General features: G+C 61.8%; 26 protein-coding genes. 9 read left to right on the top strand and 17 right to left on the bottom strand.

The features are described from left to right. Nucleotides 1–42: 42 nt before the first annotated feature. The 10 genes from ACL0K2_RS16490 to ACL0K2_RS16445 form a co-directional block, all read right to left on the bottom strand. Complete coding sequence (locus tag ACL0K2_RS16490; protein WP_045163819.1) at nucleotides 43–327, bottom strand: DUF493 domain-containing protein; 285 nt, start codon at nucleotides 325–327, stop codon at nucleotides 43–45. 61 nt (nucleotides 328–388) lie between these two features. Further along, the gene (locus ACL0K2_RS16485) at nucleotides 389–1,546 is read right to left on the bottom strand and encodes a D-alanyl-D-alanine carboxypeptidase family protein (protein ID WP_239611136.1); all 1,158 of its coding nucleotides are present in this window, start codon (nucleotides 1,544–1,546) and stop codon (nucleotides 389–391) included. 77 nt (nucleotides 1,547–1,623) lie between these two features. After that, nucleotides 1,624–2,613, bottom strand: coding sequence for a septal ring lytic transglycosylase RlpA family protein (locus tag ACL0K2_RS16480; protein ID WP_413043051.1), 990 nt, complete (start codon nucleotides 2,611–2,613; stop codon nucleotides 1,624–1,626). Then, nucleotides 2,610–3,593, bottom strand: coding sequence for a lytic murein transglycosylase B (mltB, locus tag ACL0K2_RS16475; protein ID WP_413044485.1), 984 nt, complete (start codon nucleotides 3,591–3,593; stop codon nucleotides 2,610–2,612). The genes ACL0K2_RS16480 and mltB overlap by 4 nt, the downstream gene beginning before the upstream one ends. A 47-nt stretch (nucleotides 3,594–3,640) precedes the next feature. Then, nucleotides 3,641–4,744, bottom strand: a complete 1,104-nt coding sequence (gene rodA, locus ACL0K2_RS16470) for a rod shape-determining protein RodA (RefSeq protein ID WP_196298709.1) — start codon at nucleotides 4,742–4,744, stop codon at nucleotides 3,641–3,643. A gap of 38 nt (nucleotides 4,745–4,782) precedes the next feature. Next, complete coding sequence (gene mrdA / locus ACL0K2_RS16465; protein ID WP_045163823.1) at nucleotides 4,783–6,672, bottom strand: penicillin-binding protein 2; 1,890 nt, start codon at nucleotides 6,670–6,672, stop codon at nucleotides 4,783–4,785. A gap of 16 nt (nucleotides 6,673–6,688) precedes the next feature. Beyond that, nucleotides 6,689–7,156, bottom strand: a complete 468-nt coding sequence (rlmH, locus tag ACL0K2_RS16460) for a 23S rRNA (pseudouridine(1915)-N(3))-methyltransferase RlmH (protein WP_045163824.1) — start codon at nucleotides 7,154–7,156, stop codon at nucleotides 6,689–6,691. A gap of 7 nt (nucleotides 7,157–7,163) precedes the next feature. Next, nucleotides 7,164–7,523 (bottom strand): ribosome silencing factor, encoded by a 360-nt coding sequence (gene rsfS, locus ACL0K2_RS16455; protein ID WP_021209688.1) that lies wholly within the window; start codon nucleotides 7,521–7,523, stop codon nucleotides 7,164–7,166. A 14-nt stretch (nucleotides 7,524–7,537) separates the two neighbouring features. Next, the gene (nadD, locus tag ACL0K2_RS16450; protein WP_413043050.1) at nucleotides 7,538–8,197 is read right to left on the bottom strand and encodes a nicotinate-nucleotide adenylyltransferase; all 660 of its coding nucleotides are present in this window, start codon (nucleotides 8,195–8,197) and stop codon (nucleotides 7,538–7,540) included. Further along, nucleotides 8,197–9,462 carry a glutamate-5-semialdehyde dehydrogenase gene (locus tag ACL0K2_RS16445; protein WP_413044484.1) on the bottom strand — a complete coding sequence of 422 codons (1,266 nt, stop codon included), beginning with the start codon at nucleotides 9,460–9,462 and terminating at the stop codon, nucleotides 8,197–8,199. Before ACL0K2_RS16445 ends, nadD begins: the two co-directional genes overlap by 1 nt. Nucleotides 9,463–9,746: 284 nt before the next feature. Between ACL0K2_RS16445 and ACL0K2_RS16440 the strand changes: the two genes are divergently transcribed. Beyond that, nucleotides 9,747–11,066, top strand: a complete 1,320-nt coding sequence (locus tag ACL0K2_RS16440) for a bifunctional DedA family/phosphatase PAP2 family protein (RefSeq protein ID WP_239611138.1) — start codon at nucleotides 9,747–9,749, stop codon at nucleotides 11,064–11,066. Nucleotides 11,067–11,081: 15 nt separating this feature from the next. Here the strand turns inward: ACL0K2_RS16440 and ACL0K2_RS16435 are convergent, their stop codons facing one another. Genes ACL0K2_RS16435 through ACL0K2_RS16425 form a run of 3 tightly spaced genes read right to left on the bottom strand, consistent with a single transcriptional unit; the run spans nucleotide 11,082 to nucleotide 12,769 of the window. Then, complete coding sequence (locus tag ACL0K2_RS16435) at nucleotides 11,082–11,684, bottom strand: LON peptidase substrate-binding domain-containing protein (RefSeq protein WP_413043049.1); 603 nt, start codon at nucleotides 11,682–11,684, stop codon at nucleotides 11,082–11,084. 9 nt (nucleotides 11,685–11,693) lie between these two features. Next, nucleotides 11,694–12,401: an LrgB family protein gene (locus ACL0K2_RS16430; RefSeq protein ID WP_196298710.1), complete on the bottom strand. Its 708-nt coding sequence runs from the start codon at nucleotides 12,399–12,401 to the stop codon at nucleotides 11,694–11,696. A gap of 5 nt (nucleotides 12,402–12,406) precedes the next feature. Continuing rightward, nucleotides 12,407–12,769, bottom strand: coding sequence for a CidA/LrgA family protein (locus tag ACL0K2_RS16425; protein WP_045163829.1), 363 nt, complete (start codon nucleotides 12,767–12,769; stop codon nucleotides 12,407–12,409). A 186-nt stretch (nucleotides 12,770–12,955) separates the two neighbouring features. Here ACL0K2_RS16425 and ACL0K2_RS16420 point away from each other — a divergent pair, with 186 nt between their 5' ends. From ACL0K2_RS16420 to ACL0K2_RS16410, 3 genes are all read left to right on the top strand, one after another. Further along, nucleotides 12,956–13,411, top strand: coding sequence for a MaoC family dehydratase (locus tag ACL0K2_RS16420; protein ID WP_045163830.1), 456 nt, complete (start codon nucleotides 12,956–12,958; stop codon nucleotides 13,409–13,411). Between the two features lie 76 nt (nucleotides 13,412–13,487). Next, complete coding sequence (locus ACL0K2_RS16415) at nucleotides 13,488–15,167, top strand: C13 family peptidase (RefSeq protein ID WP_413043048.1); 1,680 nt, start codon at nucleotides 13,488–13,490, stop codon at nucleotides 15,165–15,167. A gap of 20 nt (nucleotides 15,168–15,187) precedes the next feature. Then, nucleotides 15,188–15,829, top strand: coding sequence for an oxidoreductase (locus tag ACL0K2_RS16410; protein WP_045163832.1), 642 nt, complete (start codon nucleotides 15,188–15,190; stop codon nucleotides 15,827–15,829). Nucleotides 15,830–15,868: 39 nt separating this feature from the next. Here the strand turns inward: ACL0K2_RS16410 and orn are convergent, their stop codons facing one another. Then, the gene (orn, locus tag ACL0K2_RS16405; protein WP_413043047.1) at nucleotides 15,869–16,411 is read right to left on the bottom strand and encodes an oligoribonuclease; all 543 of its coding nucleotides are present in this window, start codon (nucleotides 16,409–16,411) and stop codon (nucleotides 15,869–15,871) included. Between the two features lie 62 nt (nucleotides 16,412–16,473). Next, nucleotides 16,474–17,250 carry a hypothetical protein gene (locus tag ACL0K2_RS16400; RefSeq protein WP_045163834.1) on the bottom strand — a complete coding sequence of 259 codons (777 nt, stop codon included), beginning with the start codon at nucleotides 17,248–17,250 and terminating at the stop codon, nucleotides 16,474–16,476. A gap of 127 nt (nucleotides 17,251–17,377) precedes the next feature. Here ACL0K2_RS16400 and rsgA point away from each other — a divergent pair, with 127 nt between their 5' ends. Further along, the gene (rsgA, locus tag ACL0K2_RS16395) at nucleotides 17,378–18,409 is read left to right on the top strand and encodes a small ribosomal subunit biogenesis GTPase RsgA (protein ID WP_413043046.1); all 1,032 of its coding nucleotides are present in this window, start codon (nucleotides 17,378–17,380) and stop codon (nucleotides 18,407–18,409) included. 42 nt (nucleotides 18,410–18,451) lie between these two features. On the opposite strand, the gene motB is transcribed toward rsgA, so the two are convergent. Together motB and motA are read right to left on the bottom strand one after the other, a co-directional pair. After that, nucleotides 18,452–19,453 carry a flagellar motor protein MotB gene (motB, locus tag ACL0K2_RS16390; RefSeq protein ID WP_045163836.1) on the bottom strand — a complete coding sequence of 334 codons (1,002 nt, stop codon included), beginning with the start codon at nucleotides 19,451–19,453 and terminating at the stop codon, nucleotides 18,452–18,454. 8 nt (nucleotides 19,454–19,461) lie between these two features. After that, nucleotides 19,462–20,313, bottom strand: coding sequence for a flagellar motor stator protein MotA (gene motA, locus ACL0K2_RS16385; protein WP_045163837.1), 852 nt, complete (start codon nucleotides 20,311–20,313; stop codon nucleotides 19,462–19,464). Nucleotides 20,314–20,477: 164 nt separating this feature from the next. On the opposite strand from motA, the gene ACL0K2_RS16380 reads away from it, so the two are divergent. The 4 genes from ACL0K2_RS16380 to ACL0K2_RS16365 all read left to right on the top strand — a co-directional run bounded on the left by ACL0K2_RS16380 (nucleotide 20,478) and on the right by ACL0K2_RS16365 (nucleotide 25,741). Continuing rightward, a complete protein-coding gene (locus tag ACL0K2_RS16380) occupies nucleotides 20,478–21,992 on the top strand; it encodes an HDOD domain-containing protein (RefSeq protein WP_045163838.1) in 1,515 nt (504 codons plus the stop codon). Between the two features lie 45 nt (nucleotides 21,993–22,037). Further along, nucleotides 22,038–22,853 (top strand): rhodanese-like domain-containing protein, encoded by an 816-nt coding sequence (locus ACL0K2_RS16375; RefSeq protein WP_045163839.1) that lies wholly within the window; start codon nucleotides 22,038–22,040, stop codon nucleotides 22,851–22,853. 11 nt (nucleotides 22,854–22,864) lie between these two features. Then, a complete protein-coding gene (gene asd, locus ACL0K2_RS16370; RefSeq protein ID WP_045163840.1) occupies nucleotides 22,865–23,767 on the top strand; it encodes an archaetidylserine decarboxylase in 903 nt (300 codons plus the stop codon). Between the two features lie 153 nt (nucleotides 23,768–23,920). Beyond that, nucleotides 23,921–25,741 (top strand): hypothetical protein, encoded by a 1,821-nt coding sequence (locus tag ACL0K2_RS16365; RefSeq protein ID WP_045163841.1) that lies wholly within the window; start codon nucleotides 23,921–23,923, stop codon nucleotides 25,739–25,741. The last annotated feature ends 60 nt before the right edge of the window (nucleotides 25,742–25,801 follow it).

Raw genomic sequence — 25,801 nt, 5'->3', positions numbered from 1 at the left:
ATGCTGTGACAATCAGACTTGCCGACAGCGGACAGCCACTCATCAGAGCACCATATGCACGCGCCCGGTCGCGCGCAAATCCACGTGAATCGCCTGCAACTGATCGACACTGGTCGCGGTGATCAACACCTGCACGGAGAGGAAGCGTCCGTTGCGGCTGTCGCGAGTCACCAGCGTGGTCTCGTCAAAATTCGGCGCATGCCGGCGGATCACTTCTATTACCGCCGCGCTGAAGCCCTCGCCCGCGTCGCCGATCACCTTGATCGGATAGCGCTCACAGGGAAATTCGATTTTTGGCGCAGGTGTTTCGCTTTTGCTTTCGGTCATGGCGACGGACTCGTGATCCGTAAGCGCGCTCGGTGAGTAACCAGAGCGCACTCAGGTGGCATCAATTGAAAAGATTGAAGAAGAACAGCTGAATGCTATCCCAGAAACGACGGAACAGCCCGCCCTCCTCCACTGCCTCCAAGGCTATCAGATCGGTGCTCTGCAGCACCTGACCATCAAGAGTGACCTCGACTTTGCCCACTACATCGCCCTGCTGAATAGGCGCTGTCAGTTCCGGGTTGAAGGTCAGCCCGGCCTGCAGCTTGTCCATCTGTCCGCGAGGAAGGGTCAGGGTCAGATCATTCGCCAAGCCGGCACTGATCTGATCTTGCTGGCCCTTCCAGACCCGGGACTTCGCCAGTTCGACGCCCTTCTGGTAGAAGGTCCGGGTTTCAAAGAAGCGGAAGCCGTAGGTCAGCAGCTTTTGCGTCTCGGCCGCGCGAGCCTGCTCGCTATTGGTGCCGAACACGACACTGATCAGACGCATACCATCGCGCACTGCGGAAGCTACCAGGCAGTAGCCCGCCTCCTCGGTATGCCCGGTTTTCAGGCCATCGACGGTCTTGTCACGCCACAGCAGCAGGTTACGGTTGGGCTGCTTGATGTTGTTCCAGAAGAATTCCTTCTGGGCGTAGATATCATAGTGCGCCGGATCTTCGTAAATGATCGCGCGGGCCAGCTTGGCCATATCGGCCGCTGAAGAATAATGTTCCGGATGGGGAAGCCCTGTGGCATTCATGAAGTGGGTATTGCTCATGCCCAACCGCTGCGCCGTGCTGTTCATCAGGTCGGCGAAGGCCTCTTCGCTGCCAGCGATGTGCTCAGCCATCGCTACACTGGCGTCGTTGCCGGACTGGATGATGATGCCATGCAGCAGATCGTCGACCGAAACCTGCGTGTTGACCTGAATAAACATCCGCGAACCACCGGTACGCCAGGCCTTTTCGCTGACAGTGACCATGTCGCTGCCGGAAATCTGACCCTTCTTTATCTCCAGCGTGGCGATATAAGCCGTCATCAACTTGGTCAGGCTGGCCGGCGGCAGACGCTCGTCACCCCCGGCCTCGACCAGTACCTTGCCGCTGGCCGCATCCATCAGGACGTAGGACTTCGCCGCCAGCTGCGGCGGTGACGGAATGATCGGCTCGGCCCAGGCGACCGGCGCTACGAGCAGCACGGTAAGGAGGAACAGTCGGTGCACGAGGGTGGTGATAGTCATTGCTCTCTCAGAAATTGATGTTGGCAAAAATGATGTCGAATCGGTGCCGCTTTATCCAGCAAGGAAGCGTGCAAGCGTCAATCGTCACGTACGCGCCGCGGGTTTCCCAAATTTGCGAGACGGACGCTCTGTTCGAGCTGCGCCGCTTCATCCGCTGAGTCGATTGGTCCAAGGCGCACCCGGTGCAGAATCTGTTCCTGATGAACCACCGAGCTCACGAATACCGGGGCAGCAGTTATGCTGCTGAGCTTGTCACGCAACAGTTGGGCGGCGTCCGGGTTGGCAAATGCACCGACCTGAAGAAAGACCCCTGGTCTGGCTGAGGTCGACTTGTCGCGACGTTCGACCTGGACTGGCAAGGTTGCAGCGGCATGCTGTGCCGGGGGCGGCGCGTACTGCTCGACGGGCTGTGAAAGCGCGCGACCGGAGGGCTTGCTGGTCACTTTCTGCGGCTGCGCCAGCACCATCGGTGCCGGCTGGCCACGTTCGGCCCACCACTGTTCGGGGTCGATCCCTTCGACCTTGACCCGTGCTGTCCCGGTCTCCGCGTAGCCCAGCTTTTTCGCTGCAGCGAAGGACAAGTCGATGATCCGATCCGAGTAAAAAGGCCCACGGTCGTTGACCCGCAGCACCACCGTCTTGCCATTGTCGAGGTTGGTAACTCTCACATAGCTGGGCAGCGGCAACGTCTTGTGTGCCGCGCTCATGCCGTACAGATCGTACTTCTCGCCATTGGCAGTCGGCTGACCGTGGAACTTGGTGCCGTACCATGACGCGGTACCGGTCGCACGGTAGTTACGACTGTCGCCCAGCGGGTAATAGGTCTTGCCCAGCACGGTGTAGGGATTGGCCTTGAACGGCCCGTGATGCGGCATCGGTGTCGCATCGGGGATACTGGAAACATCGACATCCCACCATGGGGCGCCGTCCTTGTGAGGCCGTGAATAATCAGCAGGGCCGCTCATACCCACAGTCGGAGCAGGCGCTGGCGATTGCGACGTCGGCGGGGAGGAGCAACCCGCGCCGAGGGCAGCGACGGCTATCGCCGCCAACAAACGAATTCTCATGGCATGTCCCGCGCCTGAACCATCTGCTCGGCGAGCTGGTGCACCGCCAAGGCGTACATCACGCTACGGTTGTAGCGCGTGATGACATAGAAATTAGGCAAGCCTACCCAATATTCGTCGCCTTCGGCACCGTCCAGACGGAAAGCCGTTACCGCGGTGTCATCAGCCGTCTGCGTCTCGGCCTGCCATTGCCAGCCGAGTTCACGCAGCTCAGCCGCATTCTTTACCGGTTCGAGGCCCTCGGTCAGGCCCTCGTCGTACCGCTCACCCTTGACGGTCGCTCGTGCCACTACTGGTGCATCGGTAATCCAACCATGCTGTTTGAAATAGTTGGCGGCGCTTCCGATGGCATCGACCGGGTTCTTCCAGATGTCGATATGACCGTCGGCGTCGAAGTCCACAGCGTAGGCGCGAAAGCTGCTCGGCATGAATTGCGGCAGGCCCATCGCCCCGGCATAGGAACCGGTGAGGGTCAGCGGGTCGACCTGCTCCTCACGCGCCAGCAACAGGAACTCCTTGAGCTGCTGACGGAAGAACGGCTGGCGCGGCGGATAATCGAAGCCCAGCGTGGACAGGGCATCGATAACACGATAGTTGCCGGTGTTGCGGCCGTAAAAGGTTTCGACGCCAATGATCGCGACGATGACCTCGGCCGGCACGCCATATTCCTTCTCAGCGCGCGTAAGCGCAGCCTCGTTTTCGCGCCAGAAATCGATCCCCTGGGCGATTCGCGAATCGGTGATGAAGATCGGTCGATATTCGCTCCAGGGTTTGACCCGTTCTGCCGGCCGAGAGATGGCGTCAAGAATCGCCTGTTTGCGCTCCGCCTGGGCCAGCATTTCAACCAGTTGCTCGCTGGCAAACCCGTAATCCTGAGTCATTTCTCGAACGAACTCGGCGACCTTCTCGCCCTGGTAATCGGCAGCGAAAGCTCCAGCAGAATTGGTGAACACACCGAAAAGACCTGCTCCGCAGAGCACTCGCGCCAACCAGCCACGTCGTAATGGATTCAAGAAATTCACTCTATTCAAACCTGCGTGATCCACTTGCGGTGGGTGTGGATCGACATCAAAACCCCGAACCCCGATAGCAGGGTCACCAATGAAGTGCCGCCAAAACTGATAAAGGGCAGCGGCACCCCTACGACCGGCAGTAGCCCGCTGACCATACCGATATTGACGAAAACATATACGAAGAACGTCATGGTAAGCGCGCCGGCAAGCAACTTGCCAAACAGCGTCTGCGCCTGAACCGTGATAACCAGCCCCCGGGAGATCAGCAGCAAATACACCAACAGCAACAGACAGACGCCGACCAGACCGAACTCTTCGGCTAGGACCGCAATGATAAAGTCCGTATGGCTTTCGGGCAAAAAATCCAGATGTGACTGGGTACCCATCAGCCAGCCTTTGCCGAACACTCCGCCCGAGCCAATCGCCGCCTTCGACTGGATGATATTCCAGCCGGTTCCCAGGGGATCGCTCTCCGGATCGAGAAAGGTATGTACGCGTTGCTTCTGGTAGTTATGCAGGACGAAATACCACATGGCCACAGCAACCGGCACCAGAGCTGCAATCGCCCCAAGGATCCAGCGCCAGCGCAGCCCGGCGATGAACAGCACGAACGCGCCAGAAACCAGTACCAGCATCGATGTGCCCAAATCAGGTTGTTTGAGAATCAGCACAAAGGGCGTCAGGATGAGCCCCAGGCTGACCAGGGTGTGCTTGATCCCTGGCGGCAAGGCGCGAGCGGACAGATACCAGGCGATCGTCATCGGCATGATGATCTTCATGAACTCGGACGGCTGAAAGCGAATCACGCCGGGAATACTGATCCAGCGAGTCGCGCCCATCGCCGTGTACCCGACGAAGTCCACCGCCACCAGCAGCGCGACGACGAGCAGATAGCCGAGAGGAACCCAGCGCGCCATGAATCGCGGCTCCAATTGCGCAATGACCACCATGGCGCCCAGGCCGATGCCGTAAGAGGTGGCCTGCTTGAGCAGCAAGTCCCAGTTCTTGCCACCCGCCGAATAGAGGACGAACAGGCTGCCGGCCGCCAGTAGCAACAACAGCAGCAGCAACACGCCATCGATGTGCATGCGTTGCAGCAGCGTCGCTCGCCGGCGCATCACATCGGAGGTCGAAATCGTACGATCGAATGCTCCGCTCATGGCTTGGGTCCTTCGGCCGTCAGCGGGGGGGCGAACTCGGCCTTCAGCTCGCCCGCTTCGTTCAGCAACCAGGCATCCATGACCTGTTTGGCCACCGGTGCCGCAACACCGGAACCGGACTCTCCGTTCTCGACCATGACGGCTACCGCGATCTGTGGGTCGTGCACCGGCGCGAAGGCAACAAACAACGCGTGGTCACGGTGCCGTTCGGCAAGCTTGCCGCTGTCGTACCGCTCCCCCTGCTTGATGGCAACGACTTGTGCGGTCCCGCTTTTGCCGGCGATGCGATACTGAGCCGTATCACCGACCTTCTTAGCGGTGCCGCGTGCGCCGTGCAGGACCTTTTCCATACCGCCGATCGCTGCATCCCAATAACGCGGGTCACGCAGCCGAATGTCCGGCACAGGCTCGGGATCGACGGGTGCAACGCCCTCGATGCTCTTCGCCAGATGCGGGCGAATCCATTTGCCGTGATTCGCCATCAGCGCGGTCGCCTGGGCCAGTTGCAACGGCGTGGCCTGCATATAGCCCTGCCCAATGCCCAGGATGACGGTTTCGCCGGGATACCAGGCCTGACGGTAGCGCGCGCGCTTCCATTCACGCGACGGCATCAGGCCAGCGGTTTCCTCGAACATGTCCAGCGCCACGCGTTGACCGATGCCAAAGCGGGTCATGTACTCGTGCATCCGGTCGATGCCCATCTTGTGGGCCAGATCGTAAAAATAGGTATCGTTGGAACGATAGATCGCCGTCTCCAGGTTCACCCAGCCGTCGCCGCCGCGGTTCCAGTTACGGTACTTATGCTTCACGTTCGGAAGCTGGAAGAAACCGGGATCGAACACTTTGGCATCTTCGGTGGTGACGCCGGAATCGAGACCGGCGATCGCCATCATCGGTTTGATCGTCGACCCGGGTGGATACAGGCCGCGCAGCACGCGATTGAACAACGGCTGGTCAATCGAGTCACGCAGTTCGCCGTATGCCTTGAAGCTGATACCAGTGACAAACAGATTGGGATCGAAACTCGGCTGGCTGACCATCGCCAGTACCTCGCCGGTTGCCGGCTGCAGTGCCACGATAGCGCCTCGACGGCCGGCCAACGCGGCTTCGGCCGCCTTTTGCAGCTCCAGATCGAGCGTCAGGGTGATGTCCTTGCCCGGAATCGGATCAGTGCGTTTGAGCACCCGTAACACCCGCCCGCGAGCGTTTGTTTCGACCTCCTCGTAGCCCACCTGCCCATGCAAGGAGTCTTCATAAAAGCGCTCGATGCCGGTCTTGCCGATATGGTGGGTACCGCTGTAGTTGACCGGATCGAGTTGTTTGACCTCCGCCTCGTTGATCCGACCGACGTAGCCGACCGAGTGCGCGAAGTGCTCGCCCTGCGGGTAATGCCGAACCAGCTGCGCCGCGACCTCGACGCCGGGCAGACGGAACTGGTCAACTGCGATGCGCGCGATCTGCTCCTCCGACAGCTCATACATGATCGGCACCGGTTCGAAAGGCCGCCGCCCCTGCAATACCCGCTTTTCGAAGAGCTCGCGCTCTTCGCTCGACAACGCCAGCACCTCCACCACGGTATCCAATGTCTTACGCCAATCTTCGGCGCGCTCGCGGGTCACCGTCAGACTGAAGCTTGGGCGGTTATCGGCGATGATCTTGCCGGTCCGATCGAAGATCAGCCCCCGGTTGGGCGGGATCGGCTGGACATGGACGCGGTTGTTTTCCGAGAGCGTCGAATGGTACTGGTACTGAACGACCTGAAGGTAATACAGGCGTGCAACCAACAGGCTAATCAGCAGCAAGACCAGCGCCCCACCCACGAGCACGCGCTGACGCACCAGGCGGGCGTCTTTTTCGTGGTCCTTGAGGGGGATCGGCTGGGACATCTTGGCTTTGGCTGTACTACTTGTGGTAAGGGTGACCCGACAGCAACGTCCAGGCGCGATAGATCTGCTCGCCGATGAGAATGCGTACCAGCGGATGAGGCAAAGTCAGCGGCGACAACGACCAGCGTTGTTCACTGCGCGCGCAGACCTCGGGCGCCAGCCCCTCCGGCCCGCCCACCATCAGGTTGACGTTGCGCGCATCGAGCCGCCAACGCTCTAACTCGGATGCCAGCTGTTCCGTACTCCACGACCGCCCCGTCACCTCCAGTGTGACGATTCGCTCGCCAGGCTGGACCTTCGCCAGCATGGCCTCGCCTTCCTGACGAATCAACCGCGCCACGTCGGCATTCTTGCCGCGCGTGTTAAGCGATATTTCGTGCAGCTCTAGCGGCAGTTCGGCAGGCAGACGTTTAGCGTACTCGTGCCAACCGTCTTCTACCCAACGCGGCATCTTGGAGCCCACCGCGACCAGTTTGATCCGCATGGATCGCTTATTCCTGCTCGCCCGCGTGCTGCGCGCGACTCTGCTCGGCGCCTTGCCAGAGGCGTTCGAGATCATAGAACTGGCGAGTCGGCACCTGCATCACGTGCACCACCACGTCACCCAGGTCGAGCAATGCCCATTCGCCGCCATCCAGGCCTTCGCTGCCGAGCGGACGTACACCCTGCTCCTTGACCTTCTCGAGCACATTATCGGCCAGCGACTTCACGTGGCGGCTGGAGGTACCGCTGGCGATCACCATGAAGTCGGTGACGCTGGTCTTGCCACGGACATCGATGGTGGTAATGTCGGCGCCTTTCAGATCTTCCAGGGCGCTGACGGCCAGCTGGACCAAAGAATCATTTTGCATAGCTTGAAACAACCTCAGTTCGACGCCCGGTAGAGTCCGTGCGCGTTGATATAAGCCAGTACGGCGTCGGGCACCAAAAAACGGACCGACCGGCCACTGGCCAGAAATTGACGAATTCGCGTCGCCGACACCTCGAGAGGCGCCTGCCAGACGAAGGCGATCTGCCCGCTGCTGCCGGCGAGCGCCAATGGGTCGCTCACGCTGCGGGCCGCCAACAGATCCCGCAGCGCTTCGGGCGCTTCACTGTCGGCGTCCGGGCGTTGCATGACGAGAATATGGCAGTGTTCGAGCAGCTCTTCCCAGCGGTGCCAACCGGGCAACCCGCAAAAGGCGTCCCAGCCTACGATGAGGAAAACCTGATCGTCGCGCCCCAGCTCTTCACGCAGCGACAGCAGCGTGTCGAGGGTATACGACGGTTTGTCGCGCTCCAGCTCGCGCGCATCGACCGCCAGGGGTGGCAGGTCCTGTACGGCCAACTGGACCATGGCCAGACGATCCTGCGCGGAGCTATTGGGTGCCTCACGGTGTGGCGGACGAAAATTCGGCACCAGACGAACCTCATCGAGCCCAAGCGTTTCGGCCACTTCCAGCGCACCCCGCAAGTGCCCGATATGCACCGGATCGAAGGTACCGCCGAGAACGCCGATGCGCCGGGGCTTACGAGCAGCGCTCATCAAGTACGCACGTGGCCGTCGCCGAACACCACATATTTCTCACTGGTCAGCCCCTCCAGGCCAACCGGACCGCGCGCATGCAGCTTATCGGTGGAAATACCGATTTCCGCGCCCAGCCCATATTCGAATCCGTCGGCGAAACGGGTCGAGGCATTGACCATTACCGACGCCGAGTCGACTTCGGTAATGAAGCGGCGAGCATCGGTGAAATTTTCCGTGACGATCGCATCGGTGTGCTGTGAACCGTAGCGATTGATGTGCTCGATCGCCTGGTCCAGCGACTCGACTACCCGGATCGACAGGATCGGCGCGTTGTACTCGGTGGACCAATCGGCTTCACTGGCTACCAGCACGTCGCTCCCGAGCAGCTCGCAGGTCTGCGCGCAACCGCGCAACTCGACGCCCTTGTCACGGTAGATCGCAGCCAGCGGCGGCAGCACGCGTGTAGTGATGGCCGCGTGTACCAGCAGCGTTTCCATGGTGTTACAGGGGGCGTAGCGCTGGGTCTTGGCGTTGTCCGCGACACGAATGGCCTTGTCGAGATCGGCGGCCTGGTCGATGTAGACATGGCAGATGCCGTCCAGATGCTTGATCACCGGCACCTTGGCGTCGCGACTGATGCGCTCGATCAGGCCCTTGCCTCCGCGCGGCACGATGACGTCGACATACTCGGGCATGGTGATCAACGCGCCGACTGCGGCACGATCGGTGGTCTCGACGACCTGCACCGCCGCTGCCGGCAGCTGAGCCTCGGCCAGGCCCAGCTGGATACAGCGGGCGATCGCCTGATTCGAATGAATCGCTTCCGAACCGCCTCGCAGGATAGTCGCGTTTCCAGACTTCAGGCAGAGGCTGGCAGCATCGATGGTCACGTTCGGCCGCGACTCGTAGATGATGCCGACCACGCCCAGCGGCACGCGCATCTTGCCGACCTGAATGCCCGACGGCAGATAGCGCATGTCGCGGATCTCGCCGATCGGATCGGGCAGACCGGCGACCTGGCGCAGCCCTTCGATCATGTCGTCGATGCGCGCAGGGGTCAGCGCCAGGCGGTCCAGCATGGCCTCGTCCAGGCCATTCGCACGCCCTGCCTCGAGGTCTTGCCGGTTGGCGGCCACCAGCTCTTCGCGCGCGACGTCGAGCGCGGCAGCAGCAGCATGCAACGCCCGATTCTTCTGCGCGGTGGTGGCGCGCGCAAGCACACGCGAAGCCTCGCGCGCGGCGCGACCGAGGCGGGTCATGTAGTCGAGTACGGACTCGGTCATGGTCTGGCTGGCCTGATGGAGGAAAAGCCGCTGATTATAGCCACCCATGAGCCTCCCGCACAGCGGCGCCGGGCGAATGGTTGCAAGCGATGCGCCAAACTGCCTGAAGACGGTATTGGGATCGACTGCACGTGCCTGAATCGCCACACCACAAGCAACCACACCACGCCCAGGACGAGCCGCGGCAAGCCCGCTCGGCCACACGTCCAGCATTATCATGGCCACGCTTTGAAACCGGCACCGTAAGTGCTGGGTCGAAACCGTCTCGATTCAAGGAAAAAACCATGCCCGAATGGCTCACCGCTCTGACTAGCTGGCTCGCTGGCAATCCGCAATGGCTGGGTCTGAGCCTGTTTCTGGTGGCCTGCCTGGAATGCCTGGCCGTGGTCGGCCTGCTGATGCCGGGCACCGTGATGATTTTTGCCATCGCCGTGCTCGCCGGCAGCGGTGTACTGAGTCTCGGCGAGACATTGCTGCTGGGCTACGCCGGGGGCCTGCTGGGCGACCTGCTGTCCTACGGCCTGGGTCGGCGCTATCACCAGAACATCCGCAGCATGCGTGGGTTGCGTGAACACCCGGAATGGCTGACCCGCGCTGAGCTGTACTTCGAGCGCTACGGCATAGCCAGCCTCCTCGTGGGGCGCTTCATCGGCCCCCTACGACCCATGCTACCGCTCACAGCCGGTATGCTCGACATGCCATTCGGGCGTTTTTTGCTGGTCAGCCTGGTCGCGACGGCCGGCTGGTCGATGGCCTATCTGCTACCGGGCTGGACGGCCGGCGCCGCCGTGCGACTGCCGTTGCCGGACGGCTTCTGGGGCGAGGCAGGCGTTGTTCTGGCGGCATTGCTACTGCTCATCGGCGGTGTAGTGCACTGCAGCCTGCATCAGATGCGCTGGGTCACACCCTTGGCCGCAGGTCTCAGCGCCATCATCTTGATCGGTTTATTTTTCGGCTGGCCTTATCTGGAGGAATTCGACCAAGGCCTGATGACCGTCGTCCAGGGGGAGCGCAGCCCGATATTCGATCGTTTCGTGGTCGTGGTCACCCGGGCCGGCGACTTCCATACCCAGCTGTGGGCCGCGGTGCTGTTGAGCCTGCTGTTGATCGTGGTGAAGCAATGGCGTGCGGCGACGTTCGCCATCCTCACACTGCTGGGCACGGCGCTGGCCAACGGCGCGCTGAAAGCGACGTTCGGGCGGATCCGCCCGGAAATCCTTCTCGAACCCCTGCACAGTTTCAGCTTTCCCAGCGGCCATAGCTCGGCGGCATTCGCGTTCTTTCTCACCCTCGGGGTCCTTGCCGGGCGCGGCCAGCCGCCGCGCCTGCGCCTGGCCTGGGTCCTTCTGGCAGGACTGCCCGCAACCGCCATCGCACTGTCACGGGTCTATCTGGGCGTGCATTGGCCGACCGACGTGATCGCCGGTGCCGTTCTGGCCTCCACCATTTGCGCGGCGAGCCTGACCGTCGTGCAATGGCGCGCACCGATGAACGCACTCTCTCCCAAGGTCTGGTGGCTGATTCTACCCGCGGTTCTGGGCCTGATCGGCGCGTTCGCGATCTGGGCATTGCCGGGTGCCATGTTGCTGTATCGCTACCAATAGCCTACCGCCAGAGAACTAGGCGTCGTCACTAGCAACTGCGTCGCCTTGCAATTGCTCCAGCCAATGCTGAATGCGCTGCAGTTGCGACGGTGCATCGTCCAACTGCAACAGTTCAACCTTCTGCTCCGGCTGGAAAGGCAGCAGGTAGGCCAACTGGTGCGCCAGAGAACGTTGCCCCTGCACGGCACCGCCCATACCCAGGGTTTCGACCAGCGGATGCTGCCCCAGAGCCTCAAGCAGAACCGCCAGGTCAACGTGCTCATCGCCCAGCGGCAGATCGTCGCCTTCGTCGCGCCAGCTGACCTCGGCCACGGTGAGCTGATCACGCCGCACTTCGGCCGACAGCACATCGAAGCGCCTGCCGCCTTCAACCCGAATGCCCAGCAAGCCGTTGGGACGCTGCTGCCAGTCCCGGATCAGCGCCTCACAACCGGTCGGCGCGTATTCGCTCGCTGCCAGCCCCACCTCGCTGCCCTCGATGAGACGGACCACACCGAAGCCATGTCCGGCTTTCAGGCAGCGGCTGACCATGTCCAGATAGCGCGCCTCGAAGATCTGTAGATCGAGGACGCAACCTGGAAATAACACGGTGTCGAGCGGAAACAACGGCAGCTTCATTGAGACTCCTTACAACAGCAACACGGCCAGCGGCAGCAGTACCGCCGTCATCACGCCCATCAGACTCATCGCCAGCGCCGCGAAAGCACCACATTCGTCGCCTTCCTGCAGCGCCTGAGCGGTGCCCACCGCATGGGCGGTCAACCCGAGCGCCATGCCGCGGGCTGCAGGATGCTGAACGCCAAACCGACGCAACAGTTCCGGACCGATAATCGCGCCGATGATACCGGTGATCATGACGAACACCGCGGCGAGCGCCACCACGCCGCCAATCTGCTCGGCCACCAGCATGGCGATGGGCGAGGTCACCGATTTCGGTGCCAGGGTCATCAGAATCATCGGGTCGGTACCAAAAGCCCAGGCCAACGCCATACCCAGCGCCGTCGCGCCGGTACCGGCCAATAGCAGCGTGAGCATGATCGGCCCGAACAACTCGCGAATCCGCCGCAGATTGAGATACAGCGGCACGGCCAGCGCCACGGTCGCCGGCCCCAATAGCACAGTGAGCATTTGCGCACTGCCACGGTATTCGTCATAACTGAGGCCGCACGCCAAGAGAGTGCCGATGACGACCAGCATCGACACCAGCACGGGCTGCAGAAACACCCAGCGGGTCTTCTCGTACGCCGCGTAAGCCAACTGGAACGCCGTCAGCGTAATCGCCACACCGAACAGCGGATGATGGATGACCGCATCCCAGGCCGCCTGCCATTGCACTGTGATCATGTCCGCCCCGTACCGCGTTGCTGGCGGCGGATCAGGGCCTGCATCAGCCAGCCGGTGAACACCAACGACACCACCAGGGACAGCACCAGCACGCCGACAATCGCCCAGAAATCGTCGAGAATCGCCTCGCTATAGGCCATCACACCCACGGCCGGCGGGACAAGCAGCAGCGGCAGATAGCGCAACAGACTCCTGGCGGCCAACTGCAGCGATTCGCTGGCCTGCCCGCGCGCCAATAGCGCCGCGAACAGCAGCAGAAGCCCGATGATAGGCCCCGGCAGTATCGGCAAAACCATTACATTGAGCGCGGTGCCGAGCAATTGGAACAGCACCAGCCAGGTTAGGCCGCGTAGCAGCATGAGCGTCTCCGATACAAAAGAAGCGCAATTATAGGCATCTCCCTACAACGAAACCTGCTGCACGTGCCGGCCCGGTCTATGGCCCATCATTCGCAGCAGCATGCGTGCTTGATTCGTCGCCAGGCGCATGCTGATCTGGCCGTCCGCGTTGTACCGCTAATAAAACAACAAACGCCCGGAGGACATATGCCGCAGGTACCCGTAACAGAACTCAAGGACTACATTGGCAAGGAGCTTGGCCGCTCCGAATGGTTCACCGTCGACCAGCAGCGAGTCGACCAGTTCGCCGATTGCACCGGCGACCACCAATTCATCCACATCGATCCTGAGAAGGCGGCGCAGACCCCCTTCGGCGGGACCATTGCACACGGCTATCTGTCGCTGTCGCTGCTGCCGATGCTGATGGAAGGCGTCATGATCCGACCCGAAGGCACCAAGATGGGCGTCAACTACGGACTCGACAGCCTGCGTTTCATTCAGCCGGTGAGGGTCGGCTCGCGGGTACGCCTGGCCGCGACGTTGTTGGACGCGTACGAAAAAAACCCAGGGCAGTGGCTGCTCAAATGTCGCGTTGTGATGGAAATCGAAGGCGTGGAGAAGCCCGCCTACATCGCCGAAACCCTGGCGCTCTGCATCGTCTGAAGTCGCTGGGGTGCGTGGTTGTCGCGCCCCGGCGCGTTTGCGGCATACTGCCGGCATCGCATTTCTGGATTGCCGCATGCGCCGCCTCGCTCCGTTCCTGTTCGCCTGCTCCCTCGCCGCCTGCGGTGATGGCGAGCCGCTGCTACCTGCCGATGCCGTGCTGCCTGACGGCGGACGCTACCGCGGCGAGGTTGTCGATGGGTTGTTGCAGGGCGAAGGGCGTATCGACTACCCGAATGGCAGTCACTATCGCGGCGCGTTCCAAGACGGCCGGTGGCATGGCCACGGCGTCTGGCAAGGCGCCAATGGCGACCGTTACGAAGGCGAGTTCAAGCAGGGGCTGTTCGATGGTCAGGGACGGTTCAGCTACGCCACGGGCGGCGTCTACGAAGGGCACTTCCTGCGTGGCAGCCTCAACGGCAGAGGGCGCTATACCGAGCAGGGATTGAGCTACGAAGGGGAATTCCAGAACGACCTCTACCACGGCATCGGCAAACTGCAGAGCTCGGATGGCGTGACGTACGAAGGCGGGTTCGTCGAAGGCCAGCCCCATGGCGAGGGCATCCGCCGCGATGCAACCGGTGAGTTCAGCGGCACCTTCGTCAATGGCCGCCTGACCGGCAAGGGCGTCTATCGCGGGGGCGGCGGCGAACACTATCTTGGCCAGTTCCAGGACGACCAGTTCCACGGGCCGGGTCGTTACGAAGAGGCCAACGGAGAGGTCTGGAAAGGGACTTTCAAACACGGTGAGCTAAGCGGTGAAGGCGAATACATCGGCATCGACGGTACGCGTTACAGTGGCGGATTCAAGCGCTGGCAATACCACGGCAAGGGCAGCCTGCAACAACCGGACGGTAGCCATTACCAAGGCACCTTTCGCGCGGGGCGGTTCGACGGCCCAGGCACGCTAACCCTTCCCGACGGCACCGAGCAGAGCGGATCCTGGCACGCCGGCCGCCTCATCCAAGACCTCGCAGGCAAACGCTTGGCCGATCCGTTGGAAATCGGCCTGTTGCGCCAAGGGCAATTGCTCGACGAGGCCCTCGATGCAGTCCCGGTATCGACCCCCAAGGCCGAACTCTACAGCCTGACCCTTGCTGGCGATGGTCAACAGAGCGTGTTCCTTCGCGAGGTGAACTATGTCGACGAACTGCTGGCCGGACGCTTCGCCGCCCGGGGCCAGATCACGCTGGTCAACCACCGTGACCATCTCGCCGATCGCCCGCTGGCCACCCGCGAAAATTTGTCTCGTGCCATTCAGCGGCTGGCCGAGCGCAGCGGCGAAGAAGACCTGATCTTCATCTACCTGACCAGTCACGGCTCCGCCGACCATCAGCTGGTACTGGCACAACCCCGACTGGCACTTGAGGACCTGCCGGCGGCGGACCTGGCAGTGCTACTGCAGCCGCTCGCCGAACGCAACAAGGTGGTGGTGATTTCCGCCTGCTATTCCGGCGGCTTCATCGGGCCACTGAAAAACCTGCACACCCTGGTGATCACCGCCGCTCGCGCCGACCGGGTGTCGTTCGGCTGCTCCGAGGAGAGCGATTTCACCTATTTCGGGCGGGCCCTGTTCGCCGAAGCCCTGCAGGAAACCAAAGACATTGTGCAGGCCTTCACGCTGGCACAGGCGAGGGTTGCCGAACGTGAGCAAGCCGACCACTATCAGGCTTCGGAGCCGCAAATATGGGCACCGGAGCAGGTTGTCGAACACTGGCGCACGCTGAACCAACAACAGCCAACGCCGACCGACTGATCGTTACAGGAAGCCAAACCATGTATTTGACGCCACAGCGCATTTTGCTTGCCGGCGCCACCGGGCTGACCGGCGAGCACCTGCTCGACCGCCTGCTCAACGAACCCACAGTGGAGAGCGTGCTGGCCCCCAGCCGCAAACCATTGGCCGAACACCCCCGGCTCGAAAACCCGGTCGGTCAATTGCAGGCGCTGTTGCCGCAGCTGGCGGGTGAATTCGACACCGCCTTCTGCTGCCTGGGCAGCACCCTCAAGGAAGCCGGAAGCCAGGAAGCCTTCCGCGCTATCGATCATGATCTGGTCGTGGCGTTCGCCAGACGCGCCCGTGAGCTGGGTGCACGCCACCTGTTGGTCATCAGCTCATTGGGCGCCAATCCGGACAGTTCGATCTTCTATTGTCGGGTCAAGGGCGAGATGGAAGAGGCACTGCGTGCGCAGGACTGGCCGCAACTGACCATCGCGCGCCCATCGCAGCTGCTGGGTCCTCGCATGGAGGTGCGCCCGATGGAACGGCTGACCACACCGCTCTCATATCTCTTACCCGGCAAGTATCGCGGCATCGCCGCTTGCACGCTCGCGCGTGCACTCTGGCGGCTGGCACTGGAGGAAGGCGACGGCACGCGAATAGTCGAATCGGACGAATTAAGGCGCCTGGGGAAATAGGCGACAGGGAGGCTGCCGCTCTCGCTTATAGCCCGCAGCTCAGATCTTGATGAAATGCTCGCGGTAATGGCGCAGCTCGGCGATCGATTCGCGAATGTCATCCAGCGCTAGGTGCTTACCACCCTTCTTGAAGCCTGCCAGCACGTCCGGCGCCCAGCGCGCAGCCAGCTCCTTGAGAGTCGAAACATCCAGGTTACGGTAATGGAAATAGGCTTCCAGGCGCGGCATGCGCCGATACAGGAAGCGCCGGTCCTGGCAGATGCTGTTGCCACAGATCGGCGACTTGCCTTTGGGCACCCATTGCTCGAGAAAGGCCAGGGTTTGCGCCTCGGCTTCTTCGGTGGAGATTCGGCTGTCACGCACCCGCTGGGTCAAACCGGAACCGCCATGCTGGCGGGTATTCCACTCATCCATGCCGGCAAGAACTTCGTCGCTCTGATGGATGGCGATGACCGGCCCCTCAGCCAGGACGTTCAGCTGACTGTCGGTGACGATCGTCGCCATCTCGATGATGACGTCGTTGTCCGGATCCAGGCCGGTCATTTCCAGATCGATCCAGATGAGATTTTGTGAGTTCTGCATGGTGAGCTCCTTGGCTGTGGCGCGCAGTTTAGCCGCTCGCGAAAGGGCCGTCAGGTAGTGCTTCAGCCTGCTGGCCGCCAGATCAACAGACGTGAGCGCCGCCAGTCCTCGATCGGCAGGATCTCTTGCGGCTCGACCCCCGGCACTTCGAAGCTGTTGCTGATCAGCAGCGCGCCCGGCCGCATCTCGTTGCGCGCCTTCTGCCACAACGCTGGCATGGGGGCGGGAGAAAGGAAGCAATAGACCACATCATGATCGGCCAAGGATTCACGCCAGAAGCTACGAAAACGCACCCGGCAGTTGCGCTGCGGCAGGCAGCGCAACCAGCACAGCGCGAAGGTCAGCGGCGCGGTCTCGACACCCATGAAGTGTGCCGATGGATAGGCATGCGCCAGTCGCAGCAGGGTTCCGCCGAGGCCGCTGCCCAGATCGACGAAACGAAAGTCGCTAGGCAACCGTGCCAACCGCTGGATCAGCTGTTGCTCCGCTGCCGTACCGGTCAGGTACAGCGGCACCCGCTCGGTCAACGCATTCCAGTTCAACAACAGCAGCACGATGAAGCCGGCCAGGAGCAGCCAGGGCGGCAGCGACTGGTCCTGCAGCAGTACCAGCCCCGGTACAAAACCGAAGTTGATCGGCAGCCACCAGCGCGACAACCCGAACAGCTGGCCGAAAAGCGCCGCGAGCGAGCCCTGCAGCCACGCAGCGGTCAGCAGGCTGATAGACCAGCCCGTCAACCGCGCCAATGCCAGCAACAGCAACCAGCTGACGATCAGTGACGACAGTTGGCTGAACAATGCCAGCAAGGCGGGAAAGCGAGCGAGAGAAAAAGCCGGCATGGAGGATCGTCGCAGAAGCACCAGTCACAAAGTCTAACCGTCCGGCAGCGCCCCATACAGGCCCGTGATCGCGCCTGGCGGCATGCTAGACTCGCCTACTTTTTTCCAGCCCAGGCACCGCAGACCAATGGCCAAACGCCACCTCAACCGCCGGCAAAGCTGGCGTATCGAGAAGATCCAGGAAGAGCGCGCCTCCCGGGCCGCGCGCCGAGAATCACGTGCCATCGAAGAGCTCGAGGGCGGCGACCTCGGCCCGGAGCAGACCGGCCTGGTGATCGCCCACTTCGGTGTACAGGTTGAGGTCGAGGCACAGGAAGGCGAACACCGCGGTCAGGTATTTCGTTGCCATCTGCGCGCCAACCTGCCGGCCCTGGTGACCGGCGACCGGGTGGTCTGGCGACCGGGCAATCAGGGCATCGGCGTGATCGTCGCCCAGTTGCCGCGCCAGTCCGAGCTCTGCCGGCCCGACACGCGCGGTCAGCTCAAGCCGGTGGCAGCCAACGTCGACCTGATCGTCATCGTCTTTGCCCCACTGCCGGAACCTCACGCCAACCTCATCGACCGCTATCTGATCGCCGCCGAACATGCCGGCATCACCCCCTTGCTGCTGTTGAACAAGGCCGATCTGATCGATGCGCAGAACGAAGGCGCACTCAACGCGCTGCTGTCGGTGTATCGGACCCTGGGTTACCCGTTGATGGAAGTGTCCGCGCATGACGGCGCGGGCATGGAGGCACTGCAAGCGCGGCTCGACGGTCATGTCAGTGTGTTCGTCGGCCAGTCCGGAGTGGGCAAATCGTCGCTGGTCAACAGCCTGCTGCCGGGTGTCGATACGCGCGTCGGAGCACTGTCGGAAATGACCGGTAAGGGCACCCATACCACTACCACTGCCCGCCTCTTCCACTTTCCAGGCGGTGGTGAGCTGATCGACTCACCAGGCATTCGCGAATTCGGCCTGGGCCACGTCAGCCGCGCCGATGTGGAAGCCGGCTTCATCGAGTTTCAGGAGTTGCTGGGACATTGTCGCTTCCGCGATTGCAAGCACGACCGCGAGCCGGGCTGTGCGCTATTGAAAGCACTGGAGCAAGGGCAGATACAGCCGCAACGCATGGCCAGCTATCGGCATATCATCAGCAGTCTGCCAGAAGCCGACTATTAGTCATTCGCTTCCTGAGCCAGCCGTGAACGCCAAGGCCCGGCGTCAATTGCCGTCGGGCTGGTCGAACTGCAGCACACCGTCCTCGAAGATATTCAATCGCTTGCGCAATTCTGCCGGAGGCAATACCTCGGGCGCAGGCAACGGCGCTCCGGTTGTGGACGCTTGCTCCGGACTGTCCGGCTGATCTGCCGCATCCGATTGTTCACCCTCAATGTTGCGCTGCGCTTTCTTGGTCAGCACCAGAATGTCGATGCGCCGATTGACCGGATTCAACGGGTTTTCCCGATCGAACAGGGCCGACGACGCATAGCCCACCACGCGGGCGATCTGGTCTTCCGGATAACCGCCAGCGACCAGCGTGCGCCGTGCCGCGTTGGCGCGGCCCGCCGACAGCTCCCAATTGCCGAAATCGCCCTGCCCCGAGTAAGGCTTGGCGTCGGTGTGACCACTGACGCTGATCTTGTTCGGTACCGCGCGAATGGTATCGGCCATCGCCAGCAGGATATCTTCGAAATAGGGCTGCAGCTGCGCACTGCCCAAGGCGAACATTGGGCGATTGGCCGCATCCATGATCTGGATCCGCAATCCGTCCTGAGTGATCTCGAACAGGATCTGATCCTTGAAGCGGGTCAGGTCCGGGTTTTCGTCGACCTTGTTCTGCAATTCCTGCAACAACAGCTCCAGGCGCTCGCGCTCCAACTGCTCGGCGAAGGTTTCCGCCTGATCGGCGTCGATCTTCGATTCGCTCTGCTGGATCGCCGGATCTACCTCCTCATTGAGCGTGCGGTCCGGCGACGGCGTGGGCGTACCGCCGAGATCGATGACGTGCGGACTCGCACTCTCGGTAAAACCGATGGGGTCCTGGAAGTAACCGGAAATGGCCCGTTTCTGCTCCGGCGTGGCCGAAGACATCAGCCACATCACCAGAAAGAACGCCATCATGGCGGTCGCGAAATCGGCGAAGGCGATCTTCCAGGCGCCGCCATGGTGCCCGGCCGCGGATTTCTTGACCCGCTTGATGATGATTGGTTGGGTATTGTCCATGGTTGCGCTTAGCTGCCACGCATGGCTTGTTCAAGCTCGGAGAAGCTAGGCCGATGCGCGGAAAACAGCACCTTGCGACCGAACTCCACCGCCAGGGTCGGCGGCATGCCGGAGGCGGAAGAAACCAGGGTTGCCTTGATGCCTTCGTAGAGGTTCAGTTCCTCCTTGGCATCATGCTCGAGCGCGGCCGCCAGCGGCCCGAAGAATCCATAGGACGCAAGAATACCGAGGAAGGTGCCGACCAGCGCCGTGCCAACCTTTTCGCCGATTTCCGCATTGTTCGCTTCGGCCAGCACCGACATGGTGATGACGATACCCAGTACCGCCGCGACGATACCCATCGCAGGCAGGCCGTCGGCGATCTTGGATACCGCATGAGAAGGATGTTCGAGCTCCTCCTTCATGCTGTTCAGTTCCATGTCGAACAGCCCCTCCAGCTCATGCGGAGCCATGTTGCCCGACGACATGATTCGCAGATAGTCGCAAATGAACGCGGTCATCCGGTCATCCTTCAGAATCGCCGGGTACTTGCTGAAGATGGGGCTGGCGCTCGGCTCTTCGAGATCCGCCTCGATAGCCATCATCCCCTCGCGACGGCTCTTGTTGAGGATTTCATAGAGCAGGCCCAGCACTTCCAGGTAGTACTTGTGGGTGAACCGCGAGCTGAACATCTGCAAGGACTTCTTGAACACGATCTTCGTCGTGCTGCCGGGGTTGGCCTGGAGAAAGCCACCCAGTGCCGCGCCACCAATGATCATCACCTCGAACGGGTGGATAAGCGCGCCGAGCTTGCCGCCAGACAACACAAAACCGCCGAGCACGCTGGCGATGACTACGATGATGCCGATAATTTTTGCCATAGGGGGTACGTCTAAAACCTGATCTCAGGGCACCTGGGACGAGCCGCGCAACATCGCGCGCTCACTGGGTTACAGGCGGGGCGTATGAAAAGAATTGTTCTGGTTATCGGAACTTTTGCGCCAGACTAAAGGCCATCCCGATGAAATGCTAGTTTGACGGCGCCATGACTACGACCCCACTCCCCTGCACACTTGCCGCCTGGATAAAGACGCTGGACGCCGTCGTGCTACCTGCAGCCGCCGATCCGTATGCGCGCGTCCAGCGGGCGCTGCGTGACAGCAGCATGTCCATGCGCCAGATCGCCGATCTGATTCAGGAGAGCCCGGTCCTGGCGCTCGTCGTGATTCGCGAAGCCAACCGCAACGCGGCAACCACCAACAAGCCAGCCGAAAGCCTGGAAGTTGCGCTCAGCCGCATCGGGCTGAAACGCGCCGAAGCCCTGTTCGCACGGATTCCAGCAACCCAGCCGCGCGATATCCCCGCACCGCTGCGGCAAATCATGCTGATCAGCAGCCATGCCAGCCAGCAAGCCAACGGGCTCTTCGCCTCCCGCCTCGCACGACTCTGGCAGGAAATCCACTGGAGCAGCCTGCTGTTCCTTGCGCCCGTCTGGGCACTGGTCGCGGCTCATCCGGAACTGCTCGAGGCCTGGGAGCAGCGGGTATTGGTCAAGCGTGAGCCGGCCCGTCAGGTCGAACAATCGCTGCTGGGCATATCGCTACTGGAACTTTGCGTGGCAACTGCCGAACACTGGGGGCTGCCCGGCTGGGTCGCCCAGGGCTATCGGCTGCTCAGCGAGCATCGCCGCATGCTGGTCAAAGCGCTGCATGTCGCCCATGACAATGAGCACCCCCTGCATCAGCAACAGATGCTTGATGCCGATCCGCCGCTGCGTCGATGGCTCACCCTGCCGAGCAATACCATTTTGCTCGCCAACGGTCTCGCTCTCTCGGCGCACCACAGCTGGAGCGGTATTCACAGCCTGCGCTGGCAGCGGCTCGCCGGGCTGTATCTTCAGGTCCCGCTAGCCGAGTTGCAGCAAATGACGCACCAGCAGGCCGTGGCCAGTGCGCAAGCCATCGGCAAGACCGATCTCTGGCATCCAGCTCAGGGCCTGCTCTGGCCCTGGGAGAGCAGGTTCCAGCACGAAAAAGTCGCAAAGCTGCCGGATACCGACGCTTTGGCGCAGTGGCGCGCGCATTGCCGTGAACTGCTCAGCGAACCCAGCCCGTACGGCAACGTGGTCCAACTCACCGCCACCGCTTGCAAAGCGCTGTCCTGCGCCGGCATGCAACGGGTGCTGTTGATGCTGGTCGACCGCAAGCAGCAGCGCCTAGTCAGCCAGCAGACCAGCGGCCTGCCGAGCGAGGCCATCCGGCTGACGCTAGATCCGGACCAGAGCCAGGTGTTGCGCAGGTTGCTCGAAAAGCCCGCATTGCTTCGGCTCACACCTGACAACGTGGCACAGTTTTCCGCGCTACTGCCGGGCGCGCTGAAGGCGCTTTTCCCCAGCGAGCACGTTCTGCTGCGCTCCGTTGGCCATGAGGGTCGAACGTTCATGCTGCTGGTGGCGGATCAGGACAACAGCGCATTCAGCGACATGGGGCTGCAGGCCTTCACCAAAACCGTCCAATGCATCGAGCGCGCCCTGGCGACGTTCAGCAAACGCGGCCGCTGATTTTTTTCGCTAGACTTTACCCTTTCCGTCCGACTGAGATTTGCCGTGTCCGCGTTTTCAGCCCTCCCCCTGGTAATCGAACCAACCGATCTGGCCGAGCGCCTTAACGAACCCGAGCTGATCCTCGTCGACCTGACCAGCGCGACTCGCTACGCCGAAGGCCATCTGCCCGGCGCACGATTCGTCGATCCCAAGCTGACTCAGCTCGGCCAGCCACCCGCACCGGGGCATCTGCCTGGCAAGCCCCAGCTAGAGGCACTGTTCGGCGCGTTGGGGCATAACCCCGACGCGGTCTATGTGGCCTATGACGACGAAGGGGGCGGCTGGGCCGGGCGCTTCATCTGGTTGCTCGATGTCATCGGGCATCATCGCTATCACTACCTGAACGGCGGGCTGCACGCCTGGCTGGCCGAGCACAGGCCGCTGTCGCAAGACAAGCCCGTCGACGCAGGCGGGCCGATTGCCCTGACGCTCGACGAGGCGCCTAGCGCTACCCACCCATACATCGAAAGCCGGCTGGGCGCTCCCGACCTGGTCATCTGGGATGCTCGCTCGCCCGAGGAATATCGCGGCGAGAAGGCACTTGCAGCTCGCGCCGGCCATATCCCCGGCGCCATCAATTTCGAATGGACCGCGGCGATGGACCCGGCGCGCGCCCTGCGTATCCGCGAAGACATCGCCGAACGGCTGGAAGCGCTCGGCATCACCGCTGACAAGGAAATCATCACCCACTGCCAGACGCATCATCGCTCCGGCTTCACCTACCTGCTGGCCAAGGCTTTGGGCTATCCGCGCGTCAAGGGATATCCAGGCTCCTGGGGCGAATGGGGCAACCTGCCCGACACCCCGATCCAGCAATGAAAAGGTCACCCATGAAAGATCGCTTGTTCGTATTCAGTCAGTACTTGCTCCCGCATCACCTGATCTCACGGTTGGCCGGTTGCCTCGCCGAGTGTCGCCTGCCATGGGTGAAGAACACCTTCATCAAATGGTTCGTCCGGCACTTCCAGGTCGACATGCGCGAAGCTCAGGTCGAAGACCCAACCGCCTACGAACATTTCAACGCCTTTTTCACCCGCGCCCTGAAGGACGGCGCTCGGCCTCTGGATCCGACGCCTGGCGCGATTCTAAACCCATGCGATGGGGCCATCAGCCAGCTCGGCCGGATCGAGCAAGGCCGGATCTTCCAAGCCAAGGGCCATAGCTACAGCGTGACGGAGCTGCTCGGAGGCGATCACCAACGAGCGGCCCCCTTCATGGGTGGCGATTTCGCCACCGTGTACCTGTCGCCCAAGGACTATCACCGCGTGCATATGCCGCTGGCCGGCACCCTGCGCGAAATGGTTTACGTGCCGGGTCGCATCTTCTCGGTTAACACCGTGACTGCCGAAGGCGTACCGGAGTTGTTTGCCCGTAACGAACGGGTGGTCTGCCTGTTCGATACCGAGCGTGGGCCCATGGCGATGGTGCTGGTTGGCGCAATGATCGTCGCCAGCATCGAGACGGTGTGGGCCGGATTGGTCACACCGCCCAAGCGCGCACTCAAGACCGTCCGTTACGACGAGGCGAGCCGAGCCCCCATCCATCTGGAGAAAGGCGCCGAGATGGGGCGCTTCAAGCTTGGCTCTACCGTGATTCTGCTGTTCGGGCCCGATCAGGTCAGCTGGGCCGAAGAGCTGTCGGCATTGACGCCGGTATGCATGGGTGATGGACTGGGACAGACCAAGCCGGTGCCACCGACTGCCACGCCAGCTTCGAACACGACCCTGCCCTAAGCGATAGCCAATGGTCGGCTAGCACTAGCCAACATCTTCTCGTTCGTTATGATGTCACTCGAAACGATTCCATTTTGACATCACCGCTGGCGAACGCCTGGACGCACCGCCGAATCAAAGACGATGCGTCAGGACTGTCACGGAGATCATTGCGTGGAAAACCAGAGCCAACCCTTGCTGTTGCGTGTACCGACGCCGGATCGCCAGGAGTTATCCTTCTGCGAGCCCAGCGTGCGCGACATCAAACGTTGGCTTTCCGGCCTGCCCAAGGCCAATCTCGGCGAAACTGCACGGCAGCTCTACCAAGCCATACTGGAACTCAACCAGCTACGCACCACGGCCCAGACCCGCCTGCAACTGCTCGAACTGCTGCGACCGGAAATCCATTTCGTCTGCCGCGAACTGGAACGCTATTTCATCAACCAGCCGATCGTGCTCAGCGAACGCCCACGCAAGGTCGCCAGCCTGTGTCAGGCACTGCATAACCATCTTGCGATCGGCTACAAGCTGATTGCCGTCGAGCTGGCTCCGCAGACCGGACGCGAACGCCTGCAGCTGCTCACGATCTCGTTGCAGCGGGCAATCCGTAGTCTCGGCGCCATCCTGGTTCGCTCGACCCAGCTCTACAGGCCGACGCCAGATGGCCTGTGGCTCGAGCTTCATCGGTTATACGCCATCGCCGTGACGCACGGTGTCCATCGCACCCTGGTGCGTGACGACCTGAGCTATCGAGTCAAAGGCCTGAGCGCCGAACAGAGCTATATCGTCGCACTGATGATCGGTAGCGCTCGCTGCAATCAGATGCGCCAGCAGAATATCGCCCAATTGGCTCAGCTACTCGAGCCCTGGAGCGCACTGGTTCGCCTGCAAACCGCGCAAAACCCGTCCAGCCTGTTCGGCGTGTCTTCTCGCATCGATGGCCCGCCGCGCTATCGATCAATGTTTACCGCAGAGGAACGGCCGGACCTGCTCGGCATCGATCCGCATGGGCTGGTCAAGGCTATCCAGAAGCACTTGCAGTCCCCTGCGCAATCCGCCGAAGAGAAGGCGCTCGCGATACCCGAGGGGTTGAGCCTCGATCTGCTACAGCATGTGAGTGCCGCCTGGGGTGACATTTCCGAGCGCAGCTTCCAGCGCACCCCTGCGCAGGGCACCATGAAAATATGCATTGGCATGAGTGCGCTGCATTACTACCTGGCAGGCCAACGCCAGTTTGGCGAGCTACTGAAGCGGCCAGACGCCGCTCCCGCCGTGTTCAAATTGAACAATGCCGCACCCGACGTCTGGTCCGTTGCGTACGATGCCGCCGTGGTCAAGGATGATCCGATCCTGCCGAACGACTATATCGAGTTCGTTCGCCCCGTCATGACGGAGAAAGCAAATGAGCAGGGGCCCGCGAGCCCTTCGAGCCCTTCGAGCGACAATTGCTTTCCAACATTCGAGGTGCAACGGGTCGATCACAGTCCCGGCGGTTTTTGCCTATCCTGGCCGGGCGAAGTACCGGCACAGCTCCAGGCGGGCGAGCTGCTAGGCCTGCAAGACTCCAGTGAAACCTGGAGCGTCGCGGTGGTACGCTGGATTCGTCAGGTTCGCGGCAGCGGTCCACAGATGGGGGTGGAACTCATTGCCCCCTCCGCGCACCCTTGCGGTCTGCGCCTGCTACGCAAAACTGAACAAGGCAGCGAGTATCTGCGCGCCCTCCTGCTGCCGGAGATCAGCGTAATCTCGCGCCCGGCGACGCTGATCGTTCCGCGACTACCGTTTCAGGAAGGGCAGAAAGTGCAGATCAACCAGAATGGCAATGAGCTGCGCGCGATGCTCTGCCGTCGGCAAACCGGCTCCAGCAGTTACAACCAGTTCGAATATCAGTTGGTAGGCAACGCAACCGCTCCCCGGGAGACGTCGATCACAGCACGGGGAAGCCAGGCGTCTCCGGGAGGTGAAGATTTTGACTCGCTCTGGAACACGCTGTAGATTGCGGCTCACCGTTTTTTAGCCTTCACGCTCCTCTACGGCGCGTTCCAAAGCTGCTGC

It is taken from the genome of Pseudomonas sp. YJ42, assembly GCF_047225135.1.
GTDB classification, from domain to species: Bacteria; Pseudomonadota; Gammaproteobacteria; order Pseudomonadales; family Pseudomonadaceae; genus Stutzerimonas; species Stutzerimonas stutzeri_E.
This window is presented reverse-complemented; position numbering and strand designations above follow the sequence as displayed.